Origin of the sequence: uncultured Sphingomonas sp. (assembly GCF_936927845.1) — a bacterium.
GTDB lineage: Bacteria > Pseudomonadota > Alphaproteobacteria > Sphingomonadales > Sphingomonadaceae > Sphingomonas.
Window position 1 is genome coordinate 89,054 of the sequence record NZ_CAKZHV010000067.1, and the last position, 24,302, is coordinate 113,355.

Consider the following 24,302-nt stretch of genomic DNA (forward strand, 5'->3'; position numbering starts at 1 on the left):
TTGGTGACAGGTTGGCGGCGTAGCGCATCACCTGGTGAGCTTACCCGAACGAAGAGCCGGGAAGCGAGAGGAGCTTTGGCATGCGTTTCCTGATCGTTCTGCTGCTGTTCGCCGCCGCGCTGCCGGCGCGGGCGGAGCGTCCCGCGGGTTACCCGCGATCCTATGATGCGCTGATCGCGGACGCGCGTACCGAAGGCCGCGTGCGCATCTACGGCAATGCCGATGCCGCCGCGATGGTGCCGGTCATCGCCGCGTTCCGCCGCCGTTACCCGGACATCGCGGTCGATTACCGCGACCTTGAATCGCGCGACGTGTTCCGCCGCGTCGTGGCCGATCGCGCCGCGCGGCGCGCCGGGGCCGACCTTGTCTGGTCCTCGGCGATGGACCTGCAGGCGAAACTCATTAACGACGGCTTCGCGCAAGCCTATCAGAGCCCGGAAAAGCCCGCGCTCCCCGCGACCGCGGTGTGGAAGAACATGGGCTACGGCGTCACCGCCGAACCGGTCGCGATCGTCTACAACAAGGCGCTGGTCGCGCGCGCCGCGGTGCCGCGCACGCACGAGGCGCTGGAAGCGTTCGTTCGCGCGCGCCGTGCCCGCGTCGCGACCTACGACCCTGCACGCTCCAATGTCGGCTATCTCTACCTGACCGAAGATTATGCGATCACGCGCGACACGCGCTCGCTGCTGGCGGCGATCACCGCCAATCGCCCACTGCTCGCCGCCACGACCAGCCCGATGCTCGACGCGGTCGCACAAGGCCGCGCGGCGATCGCCTATAACGTCGTCGGCCCGTACGCGCTGACGCGGGCGAAGCGCGATCCCCGGATCGGGGTCGCGTTCCTGCACGATTACACCATCTTCGCATCGCGCGTGGCGTTCGTCGCGCGCGACGCGGCGCACCCCGCCGCCGCGCGGCTGTTTCTCGATTTCCTCTTGTCGCGCACCGGGCAGACGTTGCTCGCGCGCGAATGGCTGCTGCCCGTCCGCCGCGACGTGCGTGCACCGCGGATGGAGCCCGAGCGGGTGCGCGCGATCCGCGTCGGGCCGCAGTTGCTCGTCAATCTCGACACGATCAAGCGTCGCCGTTTCCTTGACCAATGGAACGCGATGCTCACGCAAGGAGCCTCGCCGAAGTGAATCCGTATCGATGCGGCTGCGCGCTTGTCGCGCTTGTCGCCGCCACCCCTGCGCTCGCGCAGACCCCCGCACCCGCCGATCTCGAAGCGCTGGTACGCGCGCAGGCGACCGAGATCGCGACGCTGAAGGCGCGGCTCGACCGGCTGGAGGCGAATGCGAATACCGGCACCGATGTGGCGCAGGCCAGCCCGCCGCCGCTGGCTCAGGCCCCGGCGCAGGCCATCCCTCCGGTGCAGGTCGCGCAACGCGGCCGCCCCAACGTCACCTCGCCCTACGCGCCGCAGCTCGTGCCGCCGGGCCCGGCCGAGCGCGACGTGGCGCGCGCGCGCGAGGCAAATGCGGCGGGCGTGACCACCGAATGGGGCGCGGGGCTGCCGGTGTTCCACTCGGCCGACGGTGTGTTCACCTACAAGCCACGCGGGCGCATCCTGACCGACGTCAGCTCGACCTTTGGCTCGAAAAGCGACACGCGCAACATCACGACCACCGGCATGCGCGCGCTGCGCCTCGGCATCGAGGGCGGGGTCGGCACGCATTTCTTCTACCAGTTCGAGACCGACTTCTCCGAAAACGAGGTCGACATCGTCACCGCCTTCATCGGCTGGCGCAACCGCATCGCGCCCGGGCTCGACTATGACGTGCGCGCCGGCCACCTGTTCAACGACCGCGCGTTCGAGGGCTCGACGGGATCGGACTCGACCCCGTTCCTCGAGCGCAGCACCGTGTCGACCGCGATCATCCCGCAGCGCGGCTTTTACGGCATCGGCATCATGCCGCGCTTGTTCTGGAAGACGGGTCACGCCTCGCTGACGGTCACGGGCGACCGCGTCGACGGCAACCAGGCGGTCAGCGACAGCCGCACGGTCCTGGCGCGCGCGCACTGGAGAACGATCAAGACTGAGACGGGCGTGCTCCATCTGGGGCTATGGGGCTTCGACGAGTCGCTTTCCTCCGCTGCGACGACGCTGACGCGCAACACGGTGATCGGCGGACGCTTCAATGGTGCGCTGCGTGTGTCCACCGGTCCGCTGCTGGGCGGCACCGGCACCACCGGCTACGGCGCCGAGCTGGGCGGCTATGCTGGCCCCGTCTGGGTGATGGGTGAGGCCGGGCGACGCAACGCGCGGCTCGACGGCGGTCGCCCCGATTTCGTCAGCAAGGCGTGGAGCCTGTCGGGCGGCTGGTTCGTCACCGGCGACCTGCCGCCGTACAACCCGCGGCTCGGCAGCTTCGGGCAGCCGCGCGTGCTCAGGCCCGTGTTCGACGGCGGTCCGGGCGCCATCGAGCTGACCGCGCGCTACGAGGACCTCGATTACACCGATCTCGTCACCGGCGGGCGTGGTTGGGCCGCGACGATCGGCGCCAATTGGTATCTCAACAGCTTCGTCCGGCTGCAGCTGAACGCAATCCACTGGAACACCGACAACCGCACCGGCGCGGTCACCGGCGCCGACGACGGGCAGACCGTCAGCACGCGCGTCGCCGTTACCTTCTGATCCATCGGGAGCCCGTTTCATGAACCTTGCCCTGTACGGCTTCCTGATGGTCGCCACCTTCATGACGCTGATCATGACCAAGCGGATGACCCCGCTGGTCGCGTTGATCGTCGTGCCCACCGCCTTTGCGCTGATCGCCGGCTTCGCCGCCGGGCTCGGCGACATGATGATCGACGGGATCAAGAACCTAGCGCCCACCGGCGTGATGCTGTTGTTCGCGATCCTGTTCTTCTCGACGATGACCGACACCGGACTGTTCGATCCACTGGTCAACCGCCTGTTGCGGCTGGTTCACGGCGACCCGATGAAGATCCTGATCGGCACCGTCGCCTTGTGCGCGATGGTCAGCCTGGATGGTGATGGGTCGACGACGTACATCATCACGATCGCCGCGCTGCTGCCGCTCTACAAGCGCTACGACATGAACCGGCTGTACCTGTGCTGCCTGTTGATGACGACCAGCGGCATCATGAACCTGACACCGTGGGGCGGCCCGACCGCGCGCGCGGCGAGTGCGCTGAAGCTCGATCCCGCTACCTTGTTCCTGCCGCTGATCCCCGGCATGATCGCTGGGCTCGCCTTCTTGGTCGGCCTAGCCATCTGGTTCGGGCGCAAGGAGCGCGCGCGGATCGGGCACGTGCAGGCGAACGAGCCCGCGACCTTCACCGGCATGGCAGTGTCGCAATTCCCCGAGGCGCGCCGCCCGCATCTGCGCTGGTTCAACGCCGCACTGACGATCGCGCTGCTCGCCGGGCTGGTGTCGGGCATCCTGCCCTTGTCGGTGCTGATGATGCTCGCCTTCGCGGTCGCGATGATCGTCAACTATCCGCAGGTCGCCGAGCAGAAGGAACGGATCGCCGCGCACGCCGGCAATGTGCTCTCGGTCGTGTCGCTGATCTTCGCCGCGGGCATCTTCACCGGCATCCTCTCGGGCACCGGCATGGTGGAGGCGATGAGCAAGGAAGTGGTCGGCATCATTCCGCCAGCACTCGGGCCGTACATGGCGCCGATCGCCGCCGCGCTCAGCCTGCCGTTCACCTTCTTCATCTCGAACGACGCCTTCTACTTCGGGATGCTGCCGATCCTGGCGGAGGCCGGCGCGCATTACGGCGTCGCGCCGATGGCGATCGCGCGCGCGTCGTTGATGGGGCAACCGGTTCACCTGCTCAGCCCGCTGGTGCCGTCAACCTATCTGCTGGTCAGCCTGGCCGGGATCGATTTGGCCGATCACCAGCGCTTCACGCTGATCCCCGCCGCGCTCGTCTGCCTGGTCATGACCATTGCGGGCATGCTGGTGCTCGCATTCCCGCTGGTCGGCTGAGGGAGAACGCACGATGATCCGCAGGACGGTTCCGCTGGTGCTGCTCCCCGCCATGGGGTGCGACGGACAATTATGGGCGCGACAGGTGCTCGATCTGGGCGACATCGCGCATCCCGAGCTCGGCGACCTGACCGCCGACGACACGCTGGAGGCGATGGCCGCGCGCGTGCTCGCGCATGCCCCGCCGCGGATCGCGGTCGCGGGGGTAAGTCTGGGCGGCTATGTCGCGCTGGAGATGATCCGCCAGGCGCCCGAGCGGATCGAGCGCGTCGCCCTGTTCGCGACCCGCGCCTCGATGCAGATGCGCCCGCGCACCGTCGGCGAACAAGGGATGCTCGCCACTGCGCCGCACGCCGACCCGATGTTGAGCGGCCTCGTCAGCGGCCCGGTGCAGGCGATGGCCGAACGCGTCGGCGCGCCGGTGTTCGAGCGGCAACAGCGCGCGCTGCTCGCCCGCCCCGATATCGCGCCCGCGATTGCGGCGGTGCGTGTGCCGACGTTGGTGGCGGTGGGCGACCGCGACCGCATCTGCCTGCCCGACGACGCGCGCGCGCTCGCCGACCGCATTCCTGGCGCGCAGTTCCACGTGCTTCGCCACTGCGGCCATCTCGCACCGATCGAACGCCCGGGTGAGACGACCATGCTGCTCCGCACCTGGCTGACCGATCGGGCGAGCGGGTGAACGCATCGGCTCAGTCGGGCGTGGGCGCGTAGAGCCGCTCCTCGTCGATTTGTGCGATCGCGGCGCGCATCCGCTCGACCGAGCCGAACTGAAAGCCCAGTTGCGTGGTGTAAGCCGCGCACATTGCGGTGCGCGCCGCACGGTCTTCGTCACTCAGCGCGTGTCGCTGGCGGACCGGCTCGCGCGGGCGCTCGGCGGAACGCGTCAGGTAGGGCCAGTCCTCCCACAGCAGCATCGGCGCGCCGATCGCGACGAGCGCGTCGCGTACCAGCCAATGGTCGACGTGATTGCCGACCGCGAGCGGCCCGAGCAGCAGGTCGGGGGCGAGCGCGTCGATCTGCCCGGCGAGTGCGGCGGCCAACGGCGCGAGCATCCCGTCGTCGTCGCGGCGCGCGGCGAACAACGCCGACGCGCTGGCGTAGCCGCGGTGCGGCGCCTCGAGCAGCGGCAGGTGAATCGCTGTCGCGCCGATCACTGCGCACGCGGCGAGATCCTCGGCGCGACGCAGCGCCATATAGTCGACGTCCGGCGCCAGCCCCTTGTCGAGCTGGCAGGCGAGCGCGAAGCCGGTCGGCTGCGCGACGTTGCCGGTGAAGCAGGTCACGATCGTGACGCGGTCGCCTCCCCGCGCGTGTGCGGCCAGCAGCCCGCCGACCGAGAAGGCGGCATCGTCGAGGTGCGGCGAGATCGCGACGACATGGGTCATACGATGGGCGTCACAGCAGATGCGGCTCGGCGCGAAACCGGCACGGCGTGATCGGAATATGCGGGTCGATGCCGGTCGCGGGCATGGTCCCCCGAAGCTCCTCGTAGATGCCCGCGATCTGCCTGCCCACCGCGTGCCAGCTATACACGCGGCGGCATTCGGCGAGCCCGGCGGCGGCGAGACGTTCGCGCAAGGCGGTATCGCTGACGAGACGCGACATCGCAGCGGTAAGCGCGGGCACGTCGCCCGGCTCGACCAGCAACCCGTTCTCGCCGTCGCGGATGCAGTCGGTCACGCCCACCGCCCGGCACGACAGCACCGCCTGCCCGCTCGCCATCGCTTCCAGGATCGTGTTGGAAAACCCCTCGGCATAGGTGGGTGACACGAACACGTCGTGGTCGCGGTAGCGCTCGGGCACGCTGTCGTAGTCAGCGTAGCCGGTGAAGGTGACGCGGTCGCCGAGGTCCAGCTCGGCGGCGAGCGCGTGTGCCGCGTCGACGTCGGGGCCGATACCCGAGATCGTGCAATGCCACGCGCCCGCGACACCCGGCAGCGCGCGAAGAAGGTCGAGCACGCCTTTGCGACGATCGACGCGACCGTGGTAGAAGAAGCGCACGACGCCATCGTCGGCGCGCATACCCGGTGCGAAGCGATCGGTATCGACCGCGCCGGGGACGATCGTGAAGCGCTCTATCGGCGTGCCGAGCCGGTCGTGCACCTCCTGCGCGAAACTCCTGCCGCCGATCAGCAGCGCGCCAGCGTGATCGAGCACGCGTTCCATCGCGATGCGGTGCGTGTCGCAGCACGATCCGACCCAGTGACCGTCACCGCCCTGGATCGAGACGACGCACGGCACGCCCAGGCGCTGCGCGGCAAGCAGCGTCGCCCATCCGGTCGGATAGCCATATTGCGCGTGGAGCACGTCGAACGGCGCACGCGCGTGCTCCGCCGCGATCGTCTCGATCATCGCGTCGACGTCGCGCTCGAAGTCACCACCCCCCTGCTCGCCCAGCGCCTCCAGCCCGATCACGCGGACGCCCTCCACGCACGGGGGCGGCCCGCCGCCGTAAACCTTGGCGCGCTCGGGATCACCGTAGAACTGGCTGACCATTGTCACGTCGTGCCCGGCCGCAACCAACTGCCGGAGCAGGTTGATCGCGTAAATCGACATGCCCGAGATCGCCGGGAAGAAGCGGCGCGAAACGAAACACACTCTCACCGCGCGAGCGTCCGCAGATAGTCAATCGACTCAGGGATGGCGGCGTGCGCGCGCGGGCTCTCGCGTGACAGTTCGACGCACACGAGCCGGGTGAAACCGATCTCGTCCAGCGCATCCAGCACCGCGGGCATGTCCATGTCGCCCTGCCCGAACGGCAGATGCGTGTGGTCGCCGCGGCGCATGTCCTCGATCGCCACGGTGCCGAGCCGGCTCGCGTAGCGGCGGATCGCGTCGGCGGGCTCGATATCCTCGGTGACGAGGCAATGCCCGGTATCGAGTGCGAGCCGCAGCCGCGGGTGGCGCTCGGCGAGCGTGTCGTAATCGGCGACCGTCTCGATCAGCATGCCGGGCTCGGGCTCGAAACTCGCGTCCACGCCGACCGCCTCGGCATGGTCGAGCACCTGTTCGAGCCCCTCGTCCATCCACACGCGCGCCTCTGCGTGGTCGACACCCGCCTTCGGCACCCCGGCCCAGAAGGACACCGTCTCGCTGCCGAGCCGGCTTGCCACGTCGAGCGCGCGGTTGAGGAACGCGACGCGACGCGCACGGCCCTCTGCATCGGGGGTGACGAGCGTCGGCTCGTGCTTCTGCCGCGGGTCGAGCAGATAGCGCGCCCCGGTCTCGATCACGCTGCCGAGGCCGAGGTCGCCGAGCAGCCGCGCGACACGGTCGCACTCCTGCTCCCACGCTTGCGCGAACGGATCGAGGTGGTGGTGGTCGAGCGTTAGCGCGACACCCGCGTAGCCCGCGTCGGCGATCAACCGCAGCGCGTCGTCCAGCCGATGGTTGGCCGCGCCGTTGGTGTTGTAGGCGTAGCGCAGCGTCATGCCTCAACCTTCCCAACGTCCTTCCACGCGACGTGATGCGCCTCGGGCTCGCGGTAGAGCGGGTAGAGCGGGCCGACGAGCCGGTCCGCCGCCTCGGTGTCGAACAACGGATGGCCGAGCCGCTCGGCATCGGCTTCCGGCAGCCGGATGCGCTGCAATGCCGCACCTTCCTCGCCGAACTGGATCAGGGCTGAGTCCATCGCCAGCAGCTTCTCGGTGTTGCGCGTGCCGATGCGGTAATAGCTCATCGTCTCGACTTCCATGCCGGGCACGATGACCTTGACGACCGTGACCGAACGATCGGCAGGAGACATGTCGACGTAAAGCACGTCGAACCCGGCGGCCTCGACCGCGGCGCGCGCGGTGCGGGCGCGTGCGTGGCCATCGGGGGCAGGCTGCGTCGGCAGCTCGGAGAAGCGGTGCGACGATCGCTCGGCGAGGACGTTGTCGGCGAGCCAGCCACGCAACTCGCCCGCGCTACGCCCGGTCCAGTCGCGCATCGCGTCGAACGCGCGTCGGTCGCTCGACTTCGCAGCACCACCCGCCTGCGCCATGAAGCGCGCGACATAACCCTCCGGCGCGACCTGCGCGACGAGGTCGGCGGGGCCGTGCGCGAACGCCTTGCGCGCGCGGCTCGCGGCGAACTCGGTCAGGCATTTGTCGAGCGCGGCGGCGCGGTCCGCGTGGCACGCCTCGCCGCAGGCGGTGACCATGATCGGCGCGGCGGGCTCGCCGCGTTCGTCGACCCCGGCGCAATACAGGTTGGGCAGGCCGTATTGATCGGTCGCGAACTTCGGGATCGCGCGAATGCCCGCCGTGTCGAAGCGGTCGAGAATCGCGCGCGTCGAGGCGGGCAGATCCCCGTCGAGCTCCAGCGTCACGCCGCGGTCGAGCGCGCGGAACAGCAGCCCGTTGCCGTCGCGCTGCAGGATCTCGCACAACCCATGCCCGATCGCCCAGTCGAGATCGGGCCCCGCCCCCATCCCGTTCGAGATGATCGTCGTGAAGGGCTGGTAGCCCCGCGTCAGTTCCTTCGACGAATAGGCCGCGAGGTCGATCGGCACGAGCACCGATGAGCCATCGCGCCAGCGCTTCGCTTCGACCCATTCCAGCACCGTGTCGTGATCGACCGGCGAACCCGCGGGCAGGCAGAGCGTGAACGGATCGGCGACCGCGCTTGCGCCCAGACTGCGCACGAGATCAGCGTAGCTGCCGCGCGTCTTGGTGCGTTGCCCGAGCGTCAGCGTCGGCCACACCATCTCGGCGATCTCGCCCAGTCCGCCGAGCACCGCCGCCTCGTCGGTCGCACCGTAGCCGACGCCGTAGGGCATGATCCCCGACAGCGCGGCGTCCTCGGGGAACAAGGCCACGACCCACACCGGCAGGCCGAGCCGGTCGAGCGGATGGATCGGAAACGCGACCACGTCGCCCTTCGGAAAAGCGTCGAGGTAGCGGCGCGCGGCTTCGCCCAGCCCGGTGGGGAGTCCGCTCACAGGCTGATCCGTCGCACGCCGGGTGCGCGCGCGAGGCCGTCGTCGAGCGCGGCGAGCGCGACCGTGCGGTTCACCTCGGGCGCGTACTCGAACGGGGTCAAGACCGCGTCGAAGTCGAGCGGGGCGATGACGTCGCGGTAGCGACGAAGCTCGGCATGGGTCAGCGGAATATCCTTGTGAAAGGCCTTGTGGCTGGAAATCGCGTGGCTGCGGCCGTCGGCGTCCTGGTCGATCTTGAACATGTCGCCGCAGAACAAGCGTTGGCCGGGCGCGTCGTGGAGCGCGGCCTGCCCCTCGTAATGCCCGCCGACGTGGTGGAGCGTGTAGCCGGGCGCGAGTTCGAGCGTGTCGTCGAACGGCGCGGTGACGCGGAACGCCTTGGTCATCTTCAGATCATCGCGCTGAATTGCGACGACGGCGGGATCGAAGCGACGCTGGAGCTGGAACAGCGCGCCGTAGCCGTGCGCGTGGCTGGCCGATAGGAATGCGATGCCGCCGAGCGCCTCGATCCGGTCAAGCATCGCCTCGGTGTAGAAAGGCGCGGCCTCGAACGCGATGTTGCCGCCGTCGCGGACGATCAGCCAGCCCGTTCCGGCGAGGCCGAGCGCGGGACTGGTGGTGAACGCCCACAGCCCCGGCGCCACCTCGCGCACCGCGCCGTCGTGGGTGGCCGCGACCTCGCTCTCAGGCAGGAAATGCCAGCCGTCCTCGGGCAAGTCGTTGCGCACGTCGGTGCAGACGGGACAGTCGGGCGGCGCGAAATGCTTCTGCCAGAAGCCGCAATTGGCGCAGGCGAACCAGGTCAGAGCCATCGGCGAGCCTCCGTGTAGGCGCGGTCGAACAATTGCATCAGCGCCAGGTCGCGCGGCATCGAGAAATCGTGCGGCTCACCGCGCGCCGCGGCCATGAACGCGGCCGCCTGCGCGGCGAAGGGCGAGGTCGCGGCGTCGAACGGCATCGCGCTTTCCTCGCCAGTGCTGCCGCAGCGGCGCACCAGCGTGCCGCCCGCTGTCTGCCCCATCGTGTCGGTGGCAACGAGCAACCCACGCTCGCCCAGCACCTCAAGCCGGCGCCTCGGCAGCACTTCGGCGCAATTGTAGGCGACATGGCTCTGGAACAGCACGCCCGACGCGGTGCGCCCGCTCAGCATCCCGCCGTCGTCGACCGGATAATCGTGGATGCGGCGCTGAAGCTGGATCGACAGGTCGGCGAGCGGTTCGCCGAGCAACCGTTCCGACAGGTCAAGCCCGTGGAGCGCGAGGTCGATCACCGCGCCGCCGCCCGCGCGAACGGGGTCGGCGCGCCAGTTATCATGCTCGCCGCCGTCGGGCGTCCAGGCCGGATCGACCCAACAGGCATAGACGATCCGCACCGCGACCGGTCGTCCGATCGTGCCCCCCGCGATCGCCTCGGCCATGGCCACGTGCGCAGGATGGTGACGCTGGTCGAACGCGGTACCGTAGAGCGTGTCCCCGAGCGATGCGGCCATCGCCTCGGCCTGCTGCACCGTCGCGGCGATCGGCTTCTCGCACAGCACCGGCACGCCTGCCGCCGCGCAGGCCGCGACGGGCGCGGCATGCGCGTCATTGGGGGTCGCGACGTAGACGAGGTCGCATATTCCCGCTGCCAGCATGTCCTCGACGCTCGCAAATGCCGCGAGCCCATTGCCCTCCGCCCGCACACGCGATGCAAGCGACGGGTCGGCGACCGCAGTCACCCTTCCACCCGCCGCGGCGATCCCCGGCGCCATGTAATCGCGCGCGACCCAGCCGTAGCCGACGATCCCCCAGCGCGGCGCCTCGGCCATCACCACCGCTCCGGCAGGTCGACCACGCGCCGCAGCCGCGCGTCATCGGCGTCGAATGGCAGCGCGTCGTCGGCCAGCGCCCAGAAGCACCCGGCGGCATATTCATCGCGGTAGCGCGGCGACGGCCACTCGACCTCGCCGTCGTCGCCGATCAACGGATTGCGCCTGAGCGTCGCGCCCGCGGGCGGCATCGCCAACCCGCCCGTAACCGCGCGCGGCTCGCCGCCGCCCTCGACCAGCGACCATGCCTCGATCACCGGATCGTCGCGCCAGTCGGTCACCGGCGGCGCAGCCTGCTTCATCAGCGCACAGAGCAAGGCGCGCTCGTCGTGCACCCGCGCGGTCGGGAACAGCGTGCGCCACTCCGCGCCGACACGCGCCGGCCCCTTGGCGCCGCCCGCGACGCCCGCATTGTGCAGGTGGCTGACCGCGAGCACGCCGCCCGGCGCGGTCACGGTGCGCAACCGCCCGGCGACGCGCGGCTGGTCGGGCAGGAAGTAGAAAGCGTCGTGGCACATCACCAGGTCGAAGCGCTGATCCGCAACCGGCCATTCGGCGGCGGCATCGAACACGACGTAGTCGGCGGCGGGCGCGACCCAGTGCTTCGCTAGCCAGCATTTGGCGAACACCACGTCCGCGCCGACGCAAGCGACCCCGACACGCGTCAGCTCACGCAGGTGATGGCCGATCCCGCAGGCAAGCTCGAACGCGCTTTGTGGTGCCGCCCAATGCGCCTCCAGCAACGCGAGCCCGGCGAGATAGGTCGGATCGCTCCAGCGATAGGCGAAGTAATCCGCCACCGGCCCCATCCGCAGCAACGCCATTGCCTCACGCAAGCTGAGCGTGTCACGCTCGCGCACCAGCCGCTTTAGCTCGGTCAGGTCGGTCGCGGGGCCCGTCCACCACGCGTCCTGATCGGTCAGCAGCGCGACCAGCGCATCGTCGGGGCAGCCCGCATCGAGATGGTCGAGCGCGACCGCGACCAGCCCCTCGCTCTCGGTGCGCAGATACGGGATGCCGTCAACCACCGGCCAACGCTCGCCGAGTGCCGCCAGCGAGTGCGGCGTGTCGTGGACGAGCACGCGCCCCGTCAGCGGCGAGCGCCAGCGGCTCGCCTCCCCCGCCACACCAGCACCGGTCACATCAACCCCGCGTCGAGCAGGATACGATCGTGGAACGCCTTGACCGGACCGTCGTGGACGAGGCCGTAGTCGCCCAGCACCACCTGCATCGTCAGTTTGGCGGCGCGGGTGTGCTGTTCGATCTCCAGCACGCGGTCGAGCACGTCGGCGACGTGGAACGCGCGCGCCTCGGGTGTCTCGTCGCCACCGATCGGGGCGAGCGCGTCGCCAATGACGTGCGCGAGCTCGGGCGCGAGTTCCGCCATGCTCGCCGCGCGCGCGTGCCGTAATGCGGTGTCGAGGGCGTCGCCCAGCAGCATCTCGCCCGAATAACCGCTGTCGGGCATGTCGGCGTTGTGGAAATGGTGCGCCATGCCGGCGAGAAAGACCGGCACCGGATCGGCACCGTGCCACGCGCTCGCCAGCACGCCGTAGACCGCGACCATCAGGCAATGTTCGGCGTGGTTCTCGGGCGGTTGCAGCATGATCCGCGGCTGGCCCGGACAGGTGACCCCGGCGCGCGGTTGCCGCGCGAGCTTGCCAACGAACGCGGGGGTATCGCCCGTCTCGGGTCGGCCGAGCGGCAGTGCGGCACGCAAGCGCGCGTGGAGCGACGGCGCGACCTGGTCCGCGATCTCGTCGAACGCGCGCTCCAGCACCGCGACCGCCCGATCGCCGATGCCGAGCGCCTGCATCGCCGTCACATCGAGGTCGCCCAGTCGTGCGGAGACGAGCGCCGCGGCAGTGACGCGCATCGTCACCGCGGCGGGATCGTCACCGCGCACCAGCGCGGCCCAGCCCGCGACGAACAACCGCTCCGCGATCGAACCCGGCGCGGCGGCCGATCGGATGCGCTTCAGGTCGCCCAGCTCGCGCAGAAACGGCAGCGCCGCGGGCGTGAGGCCGGGCGCCTCGGCGGCGAGGACGTCCAGCACTGGCGTGTCGGTCACGCGCCCTTGCCGTCGAGCCAATTGTCGAGGATCAACTGCTGCTCGGGCACGCCGTGCACGGGGTCATAGTCGCCGCGTGTCTGCGGCAGCTTGAAGAACAGCCCCATCTGCTCCTGCACGCCGCCTTCGCCGCGCTGCTTCGCCAGATCGAGGCAGCGCGCGATCTCGATCGCGAGCGGCGCGGCCAGGATCGAATCCTTGCACAGGAAATTGAGCTTCAACTGCATCTTCTGACCCATGAACCCGGTCAGGTCGATGTTGTCCCACGCTTCCTTGTCGTCGCCGCGGGGTTTGTAATAATGGATCATGATGATGTGATCCTCGACCGGGTAGCCGAGGATCTGATTGAGCACGCTCTTCTTCGTGCCCAGTTTCGATTGCAGCGACTTCGGATCGTCGAGTGCCAGGCCGTCCGAATTGCCGAGGATGTTGGTCGAGAACCAGCCGTCGACGTGGAGCGCGCGGTCGCGCAGCGCAGGCGCGATCACCGTCTTCATGAACGTCTGCCCGGTCTTTCCGTCCTTGCCCGCGACCGGCACACCCCGCTCGGCGGCGAACTCGGCGAGTGGGGCGACGTCAGCCGCCACCGAGGGCGTGAAATTGGCGTAGGGCGTGCCCGAGTCGATCGCGGCATAGGCATAAAGCATCGCCGGGCTGATCGCGGCGTCGTCCGCGTCTAATCCCTGCTCGAACGCGTCGCGCGATTGGAGCGCACTGTCGTCGCCGGGCTTGCGCTCGGTCGAGGCGAGATTGACGACGACGACGCGGTCGAGCTTCTTCTCGTCCTTGAACCGCGCCAGGTCGGCCTGGATCTGCTCGATCGCGGCACGGTGCCCGCCGCCCAGCTTGTTGGTGCCGTCGATATTGGCGCAATAACCGGTCGAGCCCGCCGCCTTCCACGGCCGCATCTGGTTGAGCACCGCTGCGCCGTCCGCCAGTTCCTTTTCGCCGATCACGCCGTGGCGCAGCGCGCACGCGCCCAGCGTTTCGTCCGCCAGGTCCCAGCCGCCGAATTCGAGATCGCGGTAGGCGACCATGCCCGCTACGTCGCGATCGGCGAGCGGCAGCCCGTCGAGGCTGTTCGAGCCCGCCTTGATCATCTCGATCCCCGCGATCGCGGTGGTCGCCACTGCTCCACCCACGCCGACAATCGCGACGCCCAACCGTTCCGCCATGTTCCGTCCCCACCCTTGAAGTAGGGGATCAAAGGCACGGATCGCCCTGCGTTCCGCGCGGTGTTGGATGAGAAAGCGAAAAAGTTCCCGGGCGCTGCGCTACGTCACACGATTTCGCGCCTGGTATAACCTATGTCACTTTCAGGTGAGCGCGGGCACCGGCGCGCCGACCGCGGGCAGCCAATCGGTCGCGATCGAATGATGGCGGTCGCGAAAGTCGACCAGCTCGGCCAAACGGTCGAGATCGGTGATCCTGATCACCCGCCCGTCACGCTCCACCAGCCCGGTCGCCTCGAGTGCCTTCAACGAGCGGTTGACGTGCGTCTTGGTCAACCCGACCGCGTCTCCAATGTCCTTCTGCGTCAGCGGCAGCTCGAACGAGCTGCCCTTCAGATCGTCGACCACGCGCAGCCGCGACCGGATGTCGAGCAGCAGGGTCGCGATGCGGGTAAAGCCATCGGCCTTGCTGATCGAGGTGAGCCGGTCCCCCAGTGCCACCTGTTCCGCCGCGGAGATCGCGAACATCAATGCACCCAACCGCGGATGGCGGCGAAACAGTTCGCCGAACATTTCCTTGGGGATCGAGAACAAGGTCGTGTCGCTCACCGCCTGCAGCGTGGCGGAGCTGTTCTGCCACGCGATCGACAGCGTGGTCGTGATGTCGCCGATGAAGAAGAAGCGCAGGATCTGCCGGTCGCCGTCCTTCAAGGTGATCGAGCTGTGCAGCCAGCCGCTGCCGACGATGTAAAGGCAGTCGAGCGCCTCGCCCTCGCGGAACACGATTTCGCCCGCACCATAGGATCGCTCGCGCCGCTCCAGCCAGCGCAGCGCGTCGCGCTCGGCAAAGGTCAGGTCGAGATGATGCGCGAGGCGCGCCTCGAGAGGGCTGGCAAGCATGGCGCTGAAACGTACCAGGCCGCACTGATTTCCATCAACATGTCACGGTAGCGGTACGAGGGCGGGGCATCGGCACGCTCGGCAATCGGAAGGCTGAACCAAGTGCGCCCATACTAACTCACTTTAATTTGGCCGGGTTGGACATTTCTGAATGTTGCCGGGTTTGAACGCCACTTCCACCACGGGCGCAGGCGATGACCGATCGGACGATAGTTGATACGCTGCCGTCTGATCAGGCTTCCGTCGCCGCGCATCCAGGCAACGCGCCGGCGCGCGCAATATCATGGGTGCATATCGGCGACCTCCATCTCGACGAAGCCGACGGCTGGGAAAGCCTCGATCGGCTGCGCGCGATCGTCGCGCAGATCGAGGCGCGGCTGCGCGACCGCGTCGACTTCGTCTATCTGCCCGGCGACAATGCCAACCACGGCACCCCCGACCAGTATCGCGCGATGGTCGACGCGCTCGCAGGATTGACGCTGCCGTGGCGGGTGATCCCTGGCGATCACGACATCGAGCCGGGCGACCTCGCGGCTTACGACGCGATCATCCCCGAGGCGAACCGCCCCGAGCAGGAGGTGATCGCAGCGCACCGCTGCGTATTCCTCGACGTGGTGTCGGCGGGTGCGGGCGGCCCCGACTTCCGGCTGACGATGCACGACCGCAACCGCATCGCCGAACAGCTCACGCGTGCGGCGGCCGAGGGGCAGACGCCGCTCGTCTTCATGCACGCCTATCCCGGCGATCTGGCCGCCGACGGCGACGTGGTAGCGCGCACGTTCATCGACGGCGGCGTCGCCTTCGTCGATACCGGACACACGCATTACAACGAATTGCTCAACGACGGGCGCGTCATCTACGGCGCGACGCGCTCGACCGGACAGATCGAGGAGGATGGCGGACGCGCCGGTTTCGCGATCGTCTCGATCTACGATGGCGTGCCGAGCTGGCGCTTCCGCACGCTGGATGCGGCCTGGCCGCACGTGCAGATCGTCGCACCGTGCGACCGCCGCCTCGTCACGCGACCGGCCGACCACGCGCAGGTGCCGCGCCCCGGACGCGTGACGATCGTGGCGCGGGTCGACGGCGGCGCGGACGACACGGTGGACGAAACCGGCGTGACCCTTGAGCATCCAGACACCAGTGTGGCCATGACGCGCGGCGCGGACGGCCTGTGGCGCGGCGACGTGGAACTCCCCGCCGGCATGCACACGCTGTCCGTCACGAGTGCCGGCGCGATCGACACGATCGACCTGCTGGTGCGCGACGTCGACGCGATCCCCAAGCGCCGGCTGGCGACCTCGCCGGGGCAGGATTGCCACGCGATCGGAAGCTGGCCGATCGCCGGGATCGACGGTGCGCAACTCGGCCCCAACAAGAACGGTCGCGGGTGGTGAGCGCGGCGGTCGGGGCGAGCTGGGCGATTGCGGGGCTGTCGACCGCGGCGGTCATCACGCGTCCGATGCGCTGGCCCGAGTGGATCTGGGCGGTCGCGGGCGCGGTGCTGCTGGTGGTGCTCGGCCTCATGCCGCTGGGCGAAGCCGGCAGCGCTGTCGCCAAGGGGCTCGACGTTTATCTGTTCCTGACCGGCATGATGCTGCTGAGCGAGACCGCGCGCGAACATGGCGCGTTCGACTGGATCGCCGCCACCGCGGTCAACGCCGCGCACGGATCGCGCCCGAAATTGTTCCTGCTCGTCTACGCGACGGGGGTGGTGGTCACGACCTTCATGTCGAACGACGCGACCGCGGTGGTGCTGACCCCGGCGGTGTTCGCCGCGGCGAAGAAGGCGAAAGCCGATCCGCTGCCGCTGCTGTTCGCCTGCGCATTGATCGCCAATGCGGCGAGCTTCGTGCTGCCGATCTCCAACCCCGCCAATCTCGTCCTCTACGGCGGGCAGATGCCGCCGCTGGGGCAATGGCTGCGCTCGTTCGCGCTGCCCTCGATCGCCTCGATCGCGGTCACGTTTCTGGTGCTGCGCTGGCTCGAGCGGCAGCGGATCGGGGGCGATTGCGCGCGCGATGTTGCGCGCGACGCGCTGACCACGCCCGGCAAGCTCGCGATTCTCGGCATCGTCGTGACCGCCGCGCTGCTGCTGGTCGTCTCCGCGCTCGATCGCGAGCTCGGCCTGCCAACCGCGATCGCCGGGATCACCACCACTCTGGTCGTGTCGGCCGCGGCCAAGGCGTCGCCGCTGCGGCTCGCACGCCAGGTGTCGTGGGGCGTGTTGCCGCTCGTCGCCGGATTGTTCGTGCTAGTCGAGGCGCTCGACCGTACGGGCGTGATCGCGCAGGTGGCCGCGTGGCTGCGCGCCGCGTCGGCCGATCCGGTGCGCGCCGCCGCCGCGTCGGGCACGATCCTCGCCTTTGTCAGCAACCTGATGAACAACCTGCCCGCCGGGCTCGTCGCCGCCACCGCGATCCAGCAGGCGCACCCGCCGCAGATCGTGACCGATGCGCTGCTGATCGGCGTCGACCTCGGCCCCAACCTCTCGGTCACCGGCTCGCTCGCGACGATCCTGTGGCTTCAGGTGATCCGGCGCGAGGGTGAGGACGTGAGCTTCACCGCATTCCTGAAAATCGGCGCAGTGGCGATGCCGCTCGCATTCATCGCCGCGCTCGGCGCGCGGCTGTTGCTGGGTTGAGGACCAACACCATGAACGCTGCCTGGGACTTTCCCTTCATTTTCGTCGCCGGCATGTTGCAGGCAGCGGGCGCGGCGATGGGGGGCGAACTCAACAAATCGCTCGGCAACCCGTGGCTCGCGACCTCCGCGTCCTTCATGCTGGTGCTGTTCGTCACTGCCACGTTGTTCGCCTGCATGCCCCGCCCGTTACCAAGCGTCGGCGATCTCGCGGCGATGCCGTGGTGGGCCCCGCTCGGCGGGATCGTCGGCGCGGTCGCGGTGTTCGCGGGCTTCACCTTTATCCAGAAACTGGGCGCGGGCCCGGTCAACGGCGTGACGATCACCGCCAACATCCTCGCCAGCCTCGCGATCGATCATTTCGGACTGCTGCGGATGGAGCAGCATTCGATGAACCCGATGCGCTTCCTCGGCGCGGCGCTGATGGTCGGCGGCGTGACGCTGATCTCGAAATTCTGAACGTCCTCGAACGAACGGACACGATCATGGCGACGACGACGGCATCGATCACCGCGAGCGGTTCGGCACCGCAGCGCTCGGGCCCGGGCAGGACGCTCGACGCGCTCAACTTCTTCCTCGCCGACGTGCGCGACGGGTTGGGTCCTTATCTGGCGATCTATCTTGTCGCGGTGCGCGGGCCCGCGCACGGCTGGAACGAGGCGACGGTCGGCATGGTGCTGACGATCGCGGGGATCGTCGGGCTGCTCGCGCAGACGCCCGCGGGCAGCCTGATCGACAAGAGCCGCAACAAGCCGCGCATCGTCATGCTTGCGGCATTGCTCGTCACGCTGACCAGCGTGTCACTCCCCTTCGTCCACGGCTTCGCGCTGGTGACCGCGACCCAGTCGATCGCGGCCGCCGCGGGCGCTGTGTTCGCGCCCGCGATCTCGGGCATCACCTTGGGGCTGGTCGGGCCCAAGCTGTTCGCCAAGCGCGTCGGGCGCAACGAAGCGTTCAATCACGCGGGCAACGCGGTGTCGGCGGCACTCGCCGGCGCGCTGGCGTGGAAGTTCGGCCCCGTTGTCGTCTTCTGGCTGATGGGCGCGTTGACCGTCGCCAGCATCGTCAGCGCCACGCGCATCCGTAACGACGATATCGACAACGCGGTCGCGCGCGGCCTCGACTGCGAGCCCGAAGAGGGCTGCGAGGAGCCGAGCGGGTGGAAGACGCTGGTCGAGAACAAGCCGCTGCTGATCTTCGCCGTCATTGCCTTTCTGTTCCACCTTGCCAATGCCGCGATGCTGACCTCGGTCAGTCAGTTGCTGGCGAAAAGCGTTGGCAAGGATCAGGCGACCTCGCTGACCGCGGCGTGCATCGTCGCCGCGCAGCTCGTGATGGTGCCGGTCGCGATCGTCGTCGGGCGCAATACCGAAAAATGGGGCACGAAGCCGATCTTCCTCGTCGCCTTCGCATTCCTCGCCGCGCGCGGCGCGCTCTACACCTTTTCCGACAACCCCTATTGGCTGGTCGGCGTCCAGGCGCTCGACGGCGTGGGCGCTGGGATTTTCGGCGCACTGTTCCCGGTCGTGATCGCCGACCTGACCGAAGGGTCTGGCCGCTTCAACGTCAGCCAGGGCGCGGTCGCGACGACGCAGGGGCTGGGTGCCGCGCTGTCAGCGACGCTCGCGGGGTCGATCATCGTCTGGGCGGGGTATAGTGCGAGTTTCCTGACGCTCGCCGCGATCGCGGGCGCGGGGCTGGTGCTGTACGTGGTCGCGATGCCGGAAACGAAGCGATGAGCGCCGCCGCGCCTCGTGCCTCACCGCATCAAAGATAGCGCATCCACCAATAATCGCTCCGCCGTTTCGCCGCCGCAAAGGCGCGGCACGCGAACCATGACGGTACTGCGACAATCGCGGCGATCACCCAGATGCCCCACACCTGAGGCACGCTGACGAGCGCGTCGCCGTGCCCGATCGCGGCACCAATCAGGCGATTTCCGGCGTGCAGCACGTAGAGGTGGAGCAGGTAGAAGAACAACGGCGCCGACCCGAAGACCGCCAGGATGGCGAGCCATCGTCGCCCGCTCAGTTCGAGCGTCGCGAGCAGCGCTAGCCCGATGCCGAGCGTGAGCAGCAGGAAATCGGCCGAGGGCGGGTATTTGGTCACGTTGAGGAAGCTCATCACGGTGCGCGGCACGTCCTGACCGGTCACCCATGGATGCGGGTCGCCATAGCCGTTGATCGAACGCAGGATGACGAAGAGCGCAATCGACGCGGTTGCCGTCAAGCGCAGCAGGCGCCGACGCCGGACCGGATCGGCGTGCCGCGCGAACCAGGGACCGAGCGCGTAGCCGAACGCGATCACGCCGATCCACGGCAGCACGGGGTAAGACGTCCGCGCGCGGGCGCCCCAAGGCAGATCGATATGATCGCGCTGATGGAGCACCGCCCATAAAGCGTGGCCGGGCTGCCCCGCGGCGATCGTGATGCGGTCGAGCAGATTGTGGCCGAGCATCAGCGCGAGCGCGAGCACGACCAGCCAGCGACGTGGCAGGTGGACCAGTGCGGCCAGCACGATCATCGACAGCCCGATGGCCCAGATGACCTGGAGAAAGATCGTCGGCGGCGTCGGATCGAACGTCCAGGCGAAATTGACGACGCTCCATTCGAGCACGACGAGAAACAGCCCGCGCTTGAACAGGAATGCCGACGCCGCCGATGCATCGCCGCTTATGCACCGGCTCAGATCACCCTCGGTCGCTTGACCACGCCCCGCACCGTATAGCCAGGCGGCGAGCCCCGTCAGCAGCACGAAAACGGGTGCGCACAGGTGCGCCGCCAGCCGCGACGCGAACAGCGCGAGCGACGTGGTCGCGACGTCCATCGGATCGCCGACCTGATGGTCGAGAAAGAAGAATTCGCGCGCATGGTCGACCAGCATCAGCAGGATCACCATCCCGCGCAGTGCATCGATCGCCTGGATGCGCGTGGCGGGCCGAGCTGAACGCGGCGCAGCAGCATCCGCAGCCGATGCGCTTGACAGGAACGTTGGCATAAGAAAGTGGATGTTACATCATACCATAAAAGGCAACCTCTTGCGCATTCCTGTCACGATTGCGGCGTTCTCGCTCGCCACTGTTCCCTTCATCGCCGACGCGCAGGAGGTCGTGTCGGCGGCTCCGGAGACGGAGCCGGACGATGCTGACATCGTCGTGCTGGGTACGCGCGCGGCACCGACCGATCGCACCTTGTCATCGGACGGCGTGACCGACCGCATGTCGCCGTCGAGCCGCTCGATCGAGCGCGACCTGCTGACCGCGTCGGGCGCGCACCGCCTGTCGGATGCGCTTGAGCTGGTCAGTGGGGTCAGCAATCAGAACAACCGTGGTGGCTTCCTCGACAATTTCGCGATCCGCGGTTTTCTGGGCACGCCCGATGGCGGCGCCGAATATTACGTCGACGGCTTTCTCGCCAATCGCGGCATGGGGCCGCCGCGAGATCCCGCCATCGCCGAGCGGATCGAGGTGCTGAAGGGTCCATCGGGCGCGCTGTTCGGTGACATCGATCCGGGCGGACGCGTCAACATCGTCAGCAAGACGCCGCGCTTCGTGCCCCGCGCCGAGGCGATCTTCACCCTCGGCTCGTTCGGGACCCGCCGGGTGGAGGCGGACGTAACCGGCCCGCTGTCTTCCACGCTCGCGGCGCGGATCGTCGTCGCGGCCGAGCATAGCGACGGCTGGCGCGATTTCGTGACGCTCGACCGCACCGTTGTCGCGCCGTCACTCACCTGGGCACCCAGCGACCGCGTGCGGATCACCTATGTCGGCGAGGTGACCAGGTTCGACGCGCCGTTCGACCGCGGTATTCCCGCGATCGCGGGCGATGCCAATGCGGTGCCGCGCCACCGCTTCTACGGCGAGCCGGGCGACGGGCTGACGCGGTTCCGCAACACGCGCCATCAGGTGACCGGGCTGATCGGTCTTGGCGGCGGCTGGAGCGTCAACGCCGGCGCGGCGTATCGCACCGGCACGCTCGCAGGCTTCTCATCCGACCACACGATTCTGGTGCAGCTCGACGAGCGCGTGCTGCGGCGTCAGCGCCGTCAACGCGACTATGCGGTCGATGACCTGTCAGCGCGCGCCGAACTGGCAGGCGAGATCGGCGCGCACCGCGTCGCGATCGGGCTCAAGGGCTACCATCTCGCCTACCGCGACAAATACCTGCGCGTCAGCCCGACCGCGGCGGCGCCCTATGCGATTGAGGTGGAGAACCCGGTCTACGGCCAGCCGAAACCGACACCGCGGCCCTTCGTCGACAATCGCGAGCGGCGCTGGGCGGGCACGCTCTACGTGCAGGACATGTGGTCGCTCGGCGACCGGCTGACGTTGCTCGGCGGGCTGCGGCTCGATCCCTACCGTCAGCGATTGCACAACCGGCTGACCGGCGTCACCGGCGTGAACAAGGACGCGCCGGTCAACGGGCGCTTCGGGGGGCGGTTTCAGCTAAGCGAGCAGGTCGCGCTGCACGCCAATTGGGGTGAAAGCTTCCTGCTCAACTCGGGTACCGACCGGCGCGGCAACGGCTTCGATCCCGAGCGCGGCCGCGGCTACGAGGCTGGCGTAACGGTCAGGACCGCTCGGCTCGACCTGGGCGCGACCTGGTTCGACATCACCAAGAACGGTATCCTGACCAACGATCCGACCGATCCAGGATTTCTGGCACCGGTCGGTACGCTCACCAGCCGCGGCGTCGAGCTGGACGCGTCGCTGCGGCTAGGTGAGCGCTGGCAGATCGTCGGCAATTATGCCTGGACGCACGCGCGCACCGACGATGCCACCTTTGCTACCGACCGTGCGCTTAATGTGCCCGCGCACAGCGGCACGCTGTTTGCGGTCGGCCGCTTCCTCGATGCCGATGCGCGTGGAGCGTCGGTCAGCGCCGGTATCGGCTATGTCGGGCGTCGCGCGGGCGCGATCGACGCGAGCGGCCTGGTGCTGCCCGCTTATGTGAAGCTGAAGGCGGCCGCCGACTATACCTTGTCGGCGACGGTGTCGGTCCGGATCGAGGCCGACAATCTGCTCGACGAACGTTATGCGCAGAGCTCGTACAGCCCGGTGTGGGTCTATCCCGGTGCGCCCCGCAGCATCCGGGCAGTGCTCAGGACGAGGTGGTGATCAGGCCCGGCGCGGGCTGGAGCTCGCGTGCTGCCCCGTCGCGGCGCGGTGCCCGCTCAATTGCGCGCCGGCGTCGGGTGCGAAGCGACGGTTCCAGATCGTCGCGGCGGCCGAGACCGCGGTGACCACGAAGAAGGCGAGCGTGAAATCCACCAGCTCAGGCCGTGCGTGTCCGGCCGAGCGCATGCCGACGTGGAGCGACGCGGCACCGACGCAAATGCCGAGCGACAGCATCAACTGCTGGAACGTGGCGTAGAAGCTGGTCGCCGAACTCATCCGTTCAGGCGGTATCTCGTCATAGGCGATCGTGTTGTAGGCCGAGAATTGAAACGACATGAAAAAGCCCGAGGTCATCAGAACGGCGAAGATCAGCGGCACCGGCCAGTCCGGCCGGAACAGCCCGCACACCGCATAGCCCGCGCTGGCGCCGAGCCCGCCGACGATCAGGCTGCGGCGGAAGCCCCAGCGGCGCAGCACGCGCGGCGCGAGCCCCTTCATCGCCAGCGATCCGATCGCACCCGCGACCGTGATCGCGCCGCTCGCCGCCGCGGTCATGCCGAAACCAAGCTGGAGCATCATCGGCAGCAGGAACGGCTGCGCGCCCTGGGTAATGCGGGTCAGCGATCCGCCGATCACCGACAGGCGAAACGACGGCACCGCGAGCAATGTCAGGTCAAGGATCGGCTGCGCATGGCTGCGCGCGTGGCGAATGTAGAGCGCGCCCGCGACAAGGCCGACCGCGATCAGCGCGAGCGCGGTCGGCAGCTCACCCGTCCGGCTCGTCATCTCGAACCCGAACAGCAGACAGCCGAGCGCGACGCCCGACAGCACGAAACCGGGCAGGTCGAACCGAGCCGGACGATCCTCGCGGATGTTGCCGATGAACCGCGTAACGAGCACCACGCCGAGCAGCCCGATCGGCAGGTTGAGGTAGAAGATCCATCGCCAGTCGAGATAGGTGACGATCGCGCCGCCCACGGGCGGACCGATGATCGGACCGATCAACGCGGGCATGATCAGCCACGACATCGCCGACACCATGTCCTCTTTCGCGACGCTGCGCAGCAGCACCAGCCGTCCGATCGGGATCATCATCGCGCCGCCCAGACCCTGCAGGAAGCGCGCCGCCATGATGAACGGCAGCGTCGGTGCGATGCCGCACAAGGCCGAGCCCGCGACGAAGATCAGGATTGCGGCGCGGAACACCGTGCGCGAGCCGAACCGGTCGGCGAGGCGTCCGCTCGCCGGGATGAAGATTGCCAGCGCGAGCAGGTAGGAGGTCAGCGCCGAGCTCATGCTGGTCGCGGGCACGCCGAAGTCGCGCGCCATCGTCGGCAGCGCGGTCGACAGGATCGTCGCGTCCATCTGTTCCATGAACAACGCGCAGGCGATGATCAGCGCGGTAACGCGGTAGTTGCGCGGTGTGTGGTCCGCGGCATCGTCCGCCAGTGCGACCCGCGCGATCCCGTCCGCGGCGGGCAGGATGCCGTCGCGAACCTCACTGTTGATCGAGGCAAGACCTCGGCGGCGCAATCTCATGACGTGATCCCGGATGCACGGTCTCCCGCGCGGGGCGCGGCGATCACGGGCGCGCGCGGCGGCGCGTGTCGGCGATCTCGACCAATCGGTTGAGCCTCTCCGTTGCCGACGTTCTGAGCGCCGACGCGCACCCGATGCGCCTCATCGCGCGATTATGCAAATCGCGCACGG

At 68.6% G+C, this 24,302-nt stretch carries 21 protein-coding genes; 9 read left to right on the plus strand and 12 right to left on the minus strand.

Annotated elements, in window-relative coordinates; all coding sequences use genetic code 11:
* The first annotated feature begins 80 nt into the window (after positions 1 to 80).
* From Q0579_RS15255 to Q0579_RS15270, 4 genes are read left to right on the plus strand one after another with little or no spacing between them, the layout of a single operon-like run.
* Complete coding sequence (locus Q0579_RS15255) at positions 81 to 1,139, plus strand: extracellular solute-binding protein (RefSeq protein WP_298813891.1); 1,059 nt, start codon at positions 81 to 83, stop codon at positions 1,137 to 1,139.
* On the plus strand, positions 1,136 to 2,635 hold the full coding sequence (locus Q0579_RS15260) for a porin (RefSeq protein WP_298813893.1): 1,500 nt from the start codon (positions 1,136 to 1,138) through the stop codon (positions 2,633 to 2,635). Before Q0579_RS15255 ends, Q0579_RS15260 begins: the two co-directional genes overlap by 4 nt.
* Before the next feature lie 19 nt (positions 2,636 to 2,654).
* A complete protein-coding gene (locus Q0579_RS15265; RefSeq protein WP_298813895.1) occupies positions 2,655 to 3,956 on the plus strand; it encodes a CitMHS family transporter in 1,302 nt (433 codons plus the stop codon).
* A gap of 13 nt (positions 3,957 to 3,969) precedes the next feature.
* Positions 3,970 to 4,638, plus strand: coding sequence for an alpha/beta fold hydrolase (locus Q0579_RS15270; protein WP_298813897.1), 669 nt, complete (start codon positions 3,970 to 3,972; stop codon positions 4,636 to 4,638).
* Positions 4,639 to 4,648: 10 nt separating this feature from the next.
* On the opposite strand, the gene Q0579_RS15275 is transcribed toward Q0579_RS15270, so the two are convergent.
* The 10 genes from Q0579_RS15275 to Q0579_RS15320 all read right to left on the minus strand — a co-directional run bounded on the left by Q0579_RS15275 (position 4,649) and on the right by Q0579_RS15320 (position 14,833).
* Positions 4,649 to 5,344, minus strand: a complete 696-nt coding sequence (locus tag Q0579_RS15275) for a PIG-L family deacetylase (RefSeq protein ID WP_298813899.1) — start codon at positions 5,342 to 5,344, stop codon at positions 4,649 to 4,651.
* Positions 5,345 to 5,354: 10 nt separating this feature from the next.
* The gene (locus Q0579_RS15280) at positions 5,355 to 6,515 is read right to left on the minus strand and encodes a glycosyltransferase family 4 protein (protein WP_298813901.1); all 1,161 of its coding nucleotides are present in this window, start codon (positions 6,513 to 6,515) and stop codon (positions 5,355 to 5,357) included.
* Between the two features lie 44 nt (positions 6,516 to 6,559).
* Positions 6,560 to 7,390, minus strand: a complete 831-nt coding sequence (locus Q0579_RS15285; protein WP_298813903.1) for a sugar phosphate isomerase/epimerase family protein — start codon at positions 7,388 to 7,390, stop codon at positions 6,560 to 6,562.
* Positions 7,387 to 8,883, minus strand: coding sequence for a YcaO-like family protein (locus tag Q0579_RS15290; protein WP_298813905.1), 1,497 nt, complete (start codon positions 8,881 to 8,883; stop codon positions 7,387 to 7,389). Before Q0579_RS15290 ends, Q0579_RS15285 begins: the two co-directional genes overlap by 4 nt.
* Complete coding sequence (locus Q0579_RS15295) at positions 8,880 to 9,695, minus strand: hypothetical protein (protein ID WP_298813910.1); 816 nt, start codon at positions 9,693 to 9,695, stop codon at positions 8,880 to 8,882. Before Q0579_RS15295 ends, Q0579_RS15290 begins: the two co-directional genes overlap by 4 nt.
* Positions 9,686 to 10,690 (minus strand): Gfo/Idh/MocA family oxidoreductase, encoded by a 1,005-nt coding sequence (locus tag Q0579_RS15300; protein ID WP_298813912.1) that lies wholly within the window; start codon positions 10,688 to 10,690, stop codon positions 9,686 to 9,688. The genes Q0579_RS15295 and Q0579_RS15300 overlap by 10 nt, the downstream gene beginning before the upstream one ends.
* A complete protein-coding gene (locus Q0579_RS15305; protein WP_298813914.1) occupies positions 10,690 to 11,832 on the minus strand; it encodes a class I SAM-dependent methyltransferase in 1,143 nt (380 codons plus the stop codon). Before Q0579_RS15305 ends, Q0579_RS15300 begins: the two co-directional genes overlap by 1 nt.
* Positions 11,829 to 12,761, minus strand: a complete 933-nt coding sequence (locus tag Q0579_RS15310; protein WP_298813915.1) for a hypothetical protein — start codon at positions 12,759 to 12,761, stop codon at positions 11,829 to 11,831. Before Q0579_RS15310 ends, Q0579_RS15305 begins: the two co-directional genes overlap by 4 nt.
* Positions 12,758 to 13,936, minus strand: coding sequence for an inositol-3-phosphate synthase (locus tag Q0579_RS15315; RefSeq protein ID WP_298813917.1), 1,179 nt, complete (start codon positions 13,934 to 13,936; stop codon positions 12,758 to 12,760). The genes Q0579_RS15310 and Q0579_RS15315 overlap by 4 nt, the downstream gene beginning before the upstream one ends.
* 141 nt (positions 13,937 to 14,077) lie before the next feature.
* Complete coding sequence (locus tag Q0579_RS15320) at positions 14,078 to 14,833, minus strand: Crp/Fnr family transcriptional regulator (protein WP_298813919.1); 756 nt, start codon at positions 14,831 to 14,833, stop codon at positions 14,078 to 14,080.
* A 194-nt stretch (positions 14,834 to 15,027) separates the two neighbouring features.
* Between Q0579_RS15320 and Q0579_RS15325 the strand changes: the two genes are divergently transcribed.
* Genes Q0579_RS15325 through Q0579_RS15340 form a run of 4 tightly spaced genes read left to right on the plus strand, consistent with a single transcriptional unit; the run spans position 15,028 to position 19,215 of the window.
* A complete protein-coding gene (locus tag Q0579_RS15325; RefSeq protein ID WP_298813921.1) occupies positions 15,028 to 16,230 on the plus strand; it encodes a metallophosphoesterase in 1,203 nt (400 codons plus the stop codon).
* The gene (locus Q0579_RS15330; protein WP_298813923.1) at positions 16,227 to 17,477 is read left to right on the plus strand and encodes an arsenic transporter; all 1,251 of its coding nucleotides are present in this window, start codon (positions 16,227 to 16,229) and stop codon (positions 17,475 to 17,477) included. The genes Q0579_RS15325 and Q0579_RS15330 overlap by 4 nt, the downstream gene beginning before the upstream one ends.
* 11 nt (positions 17,478 to 17,488) lie before the next feature.
* Entirely contained in the window at positions 17,489 to 17,935 is a 447-nt protein-coding gene (locus Q0579_RS15335) for a DMT family transporter (protein WP_298813925.1), read from the plus strand.
* A gap of 26 nt (positions 17,936 to 17,961) precedes the next feature.
* Entirely contained in the window at positions 17,962 to 19,215 is a 1,254-nt protein-coding gene (locus Q0579_RS15340; RefSeq protein ID WP_298813927.1) for an MFS transporter, read from the plus strand.
* Positions 19,216 to 19,243: 28 nt separating this feature from the next.
* Here Q0579_RS15340 and Q0579_RS15345 read toward each other — a convergent pair whose 3' ends face one another.
* Positions 19,244 to 20,473 carry a heparan-alpha-glucosaminide N-acetyltransferase domain-containing protein gene (locus Q0579_RS15345; RefSeq protein ID WP_298813929.1) on the minus strand — a complete coding sequence of 410 codons (1,230 nt, stop codon included), beginning with the start codon at positions 20,471 to 20,473 and terminating at the stop codon, positions 19,244 to 19,246.
* A 10-nt stretch (positions 20,474 to 20,483) separates the two neighbouring features.
* Between Q0579_RS15345 and Q0579_RS15350 the strand changes: the two genes are divergently transcribed.
* Positions 20,484 to 22,592, plus strand: coding sequence for a TonB-dependent siderophore receptor (locus Q0579_RS15350; RefSeq protein ID WP_298813931.1), 2,109 nt, complete (start codon positions 20,484 to 20,486; stop codon positions 22,590 to 22,592).
* Here Q0579_RS15350 and Q0579_RS15355 read toward each other — a convergent pair whose 3' ends face one another.
* Entirely contained in the window at positions 22,593 to 24,131 is a 1,539-nt protein-coding gene (locus Q0579_RS15355) for an MFS transporter (protein WP_298813933.1), read from the minus strand.
* Positions 24,132 to 24,302 lie beyond the last annotated feature (171 nt).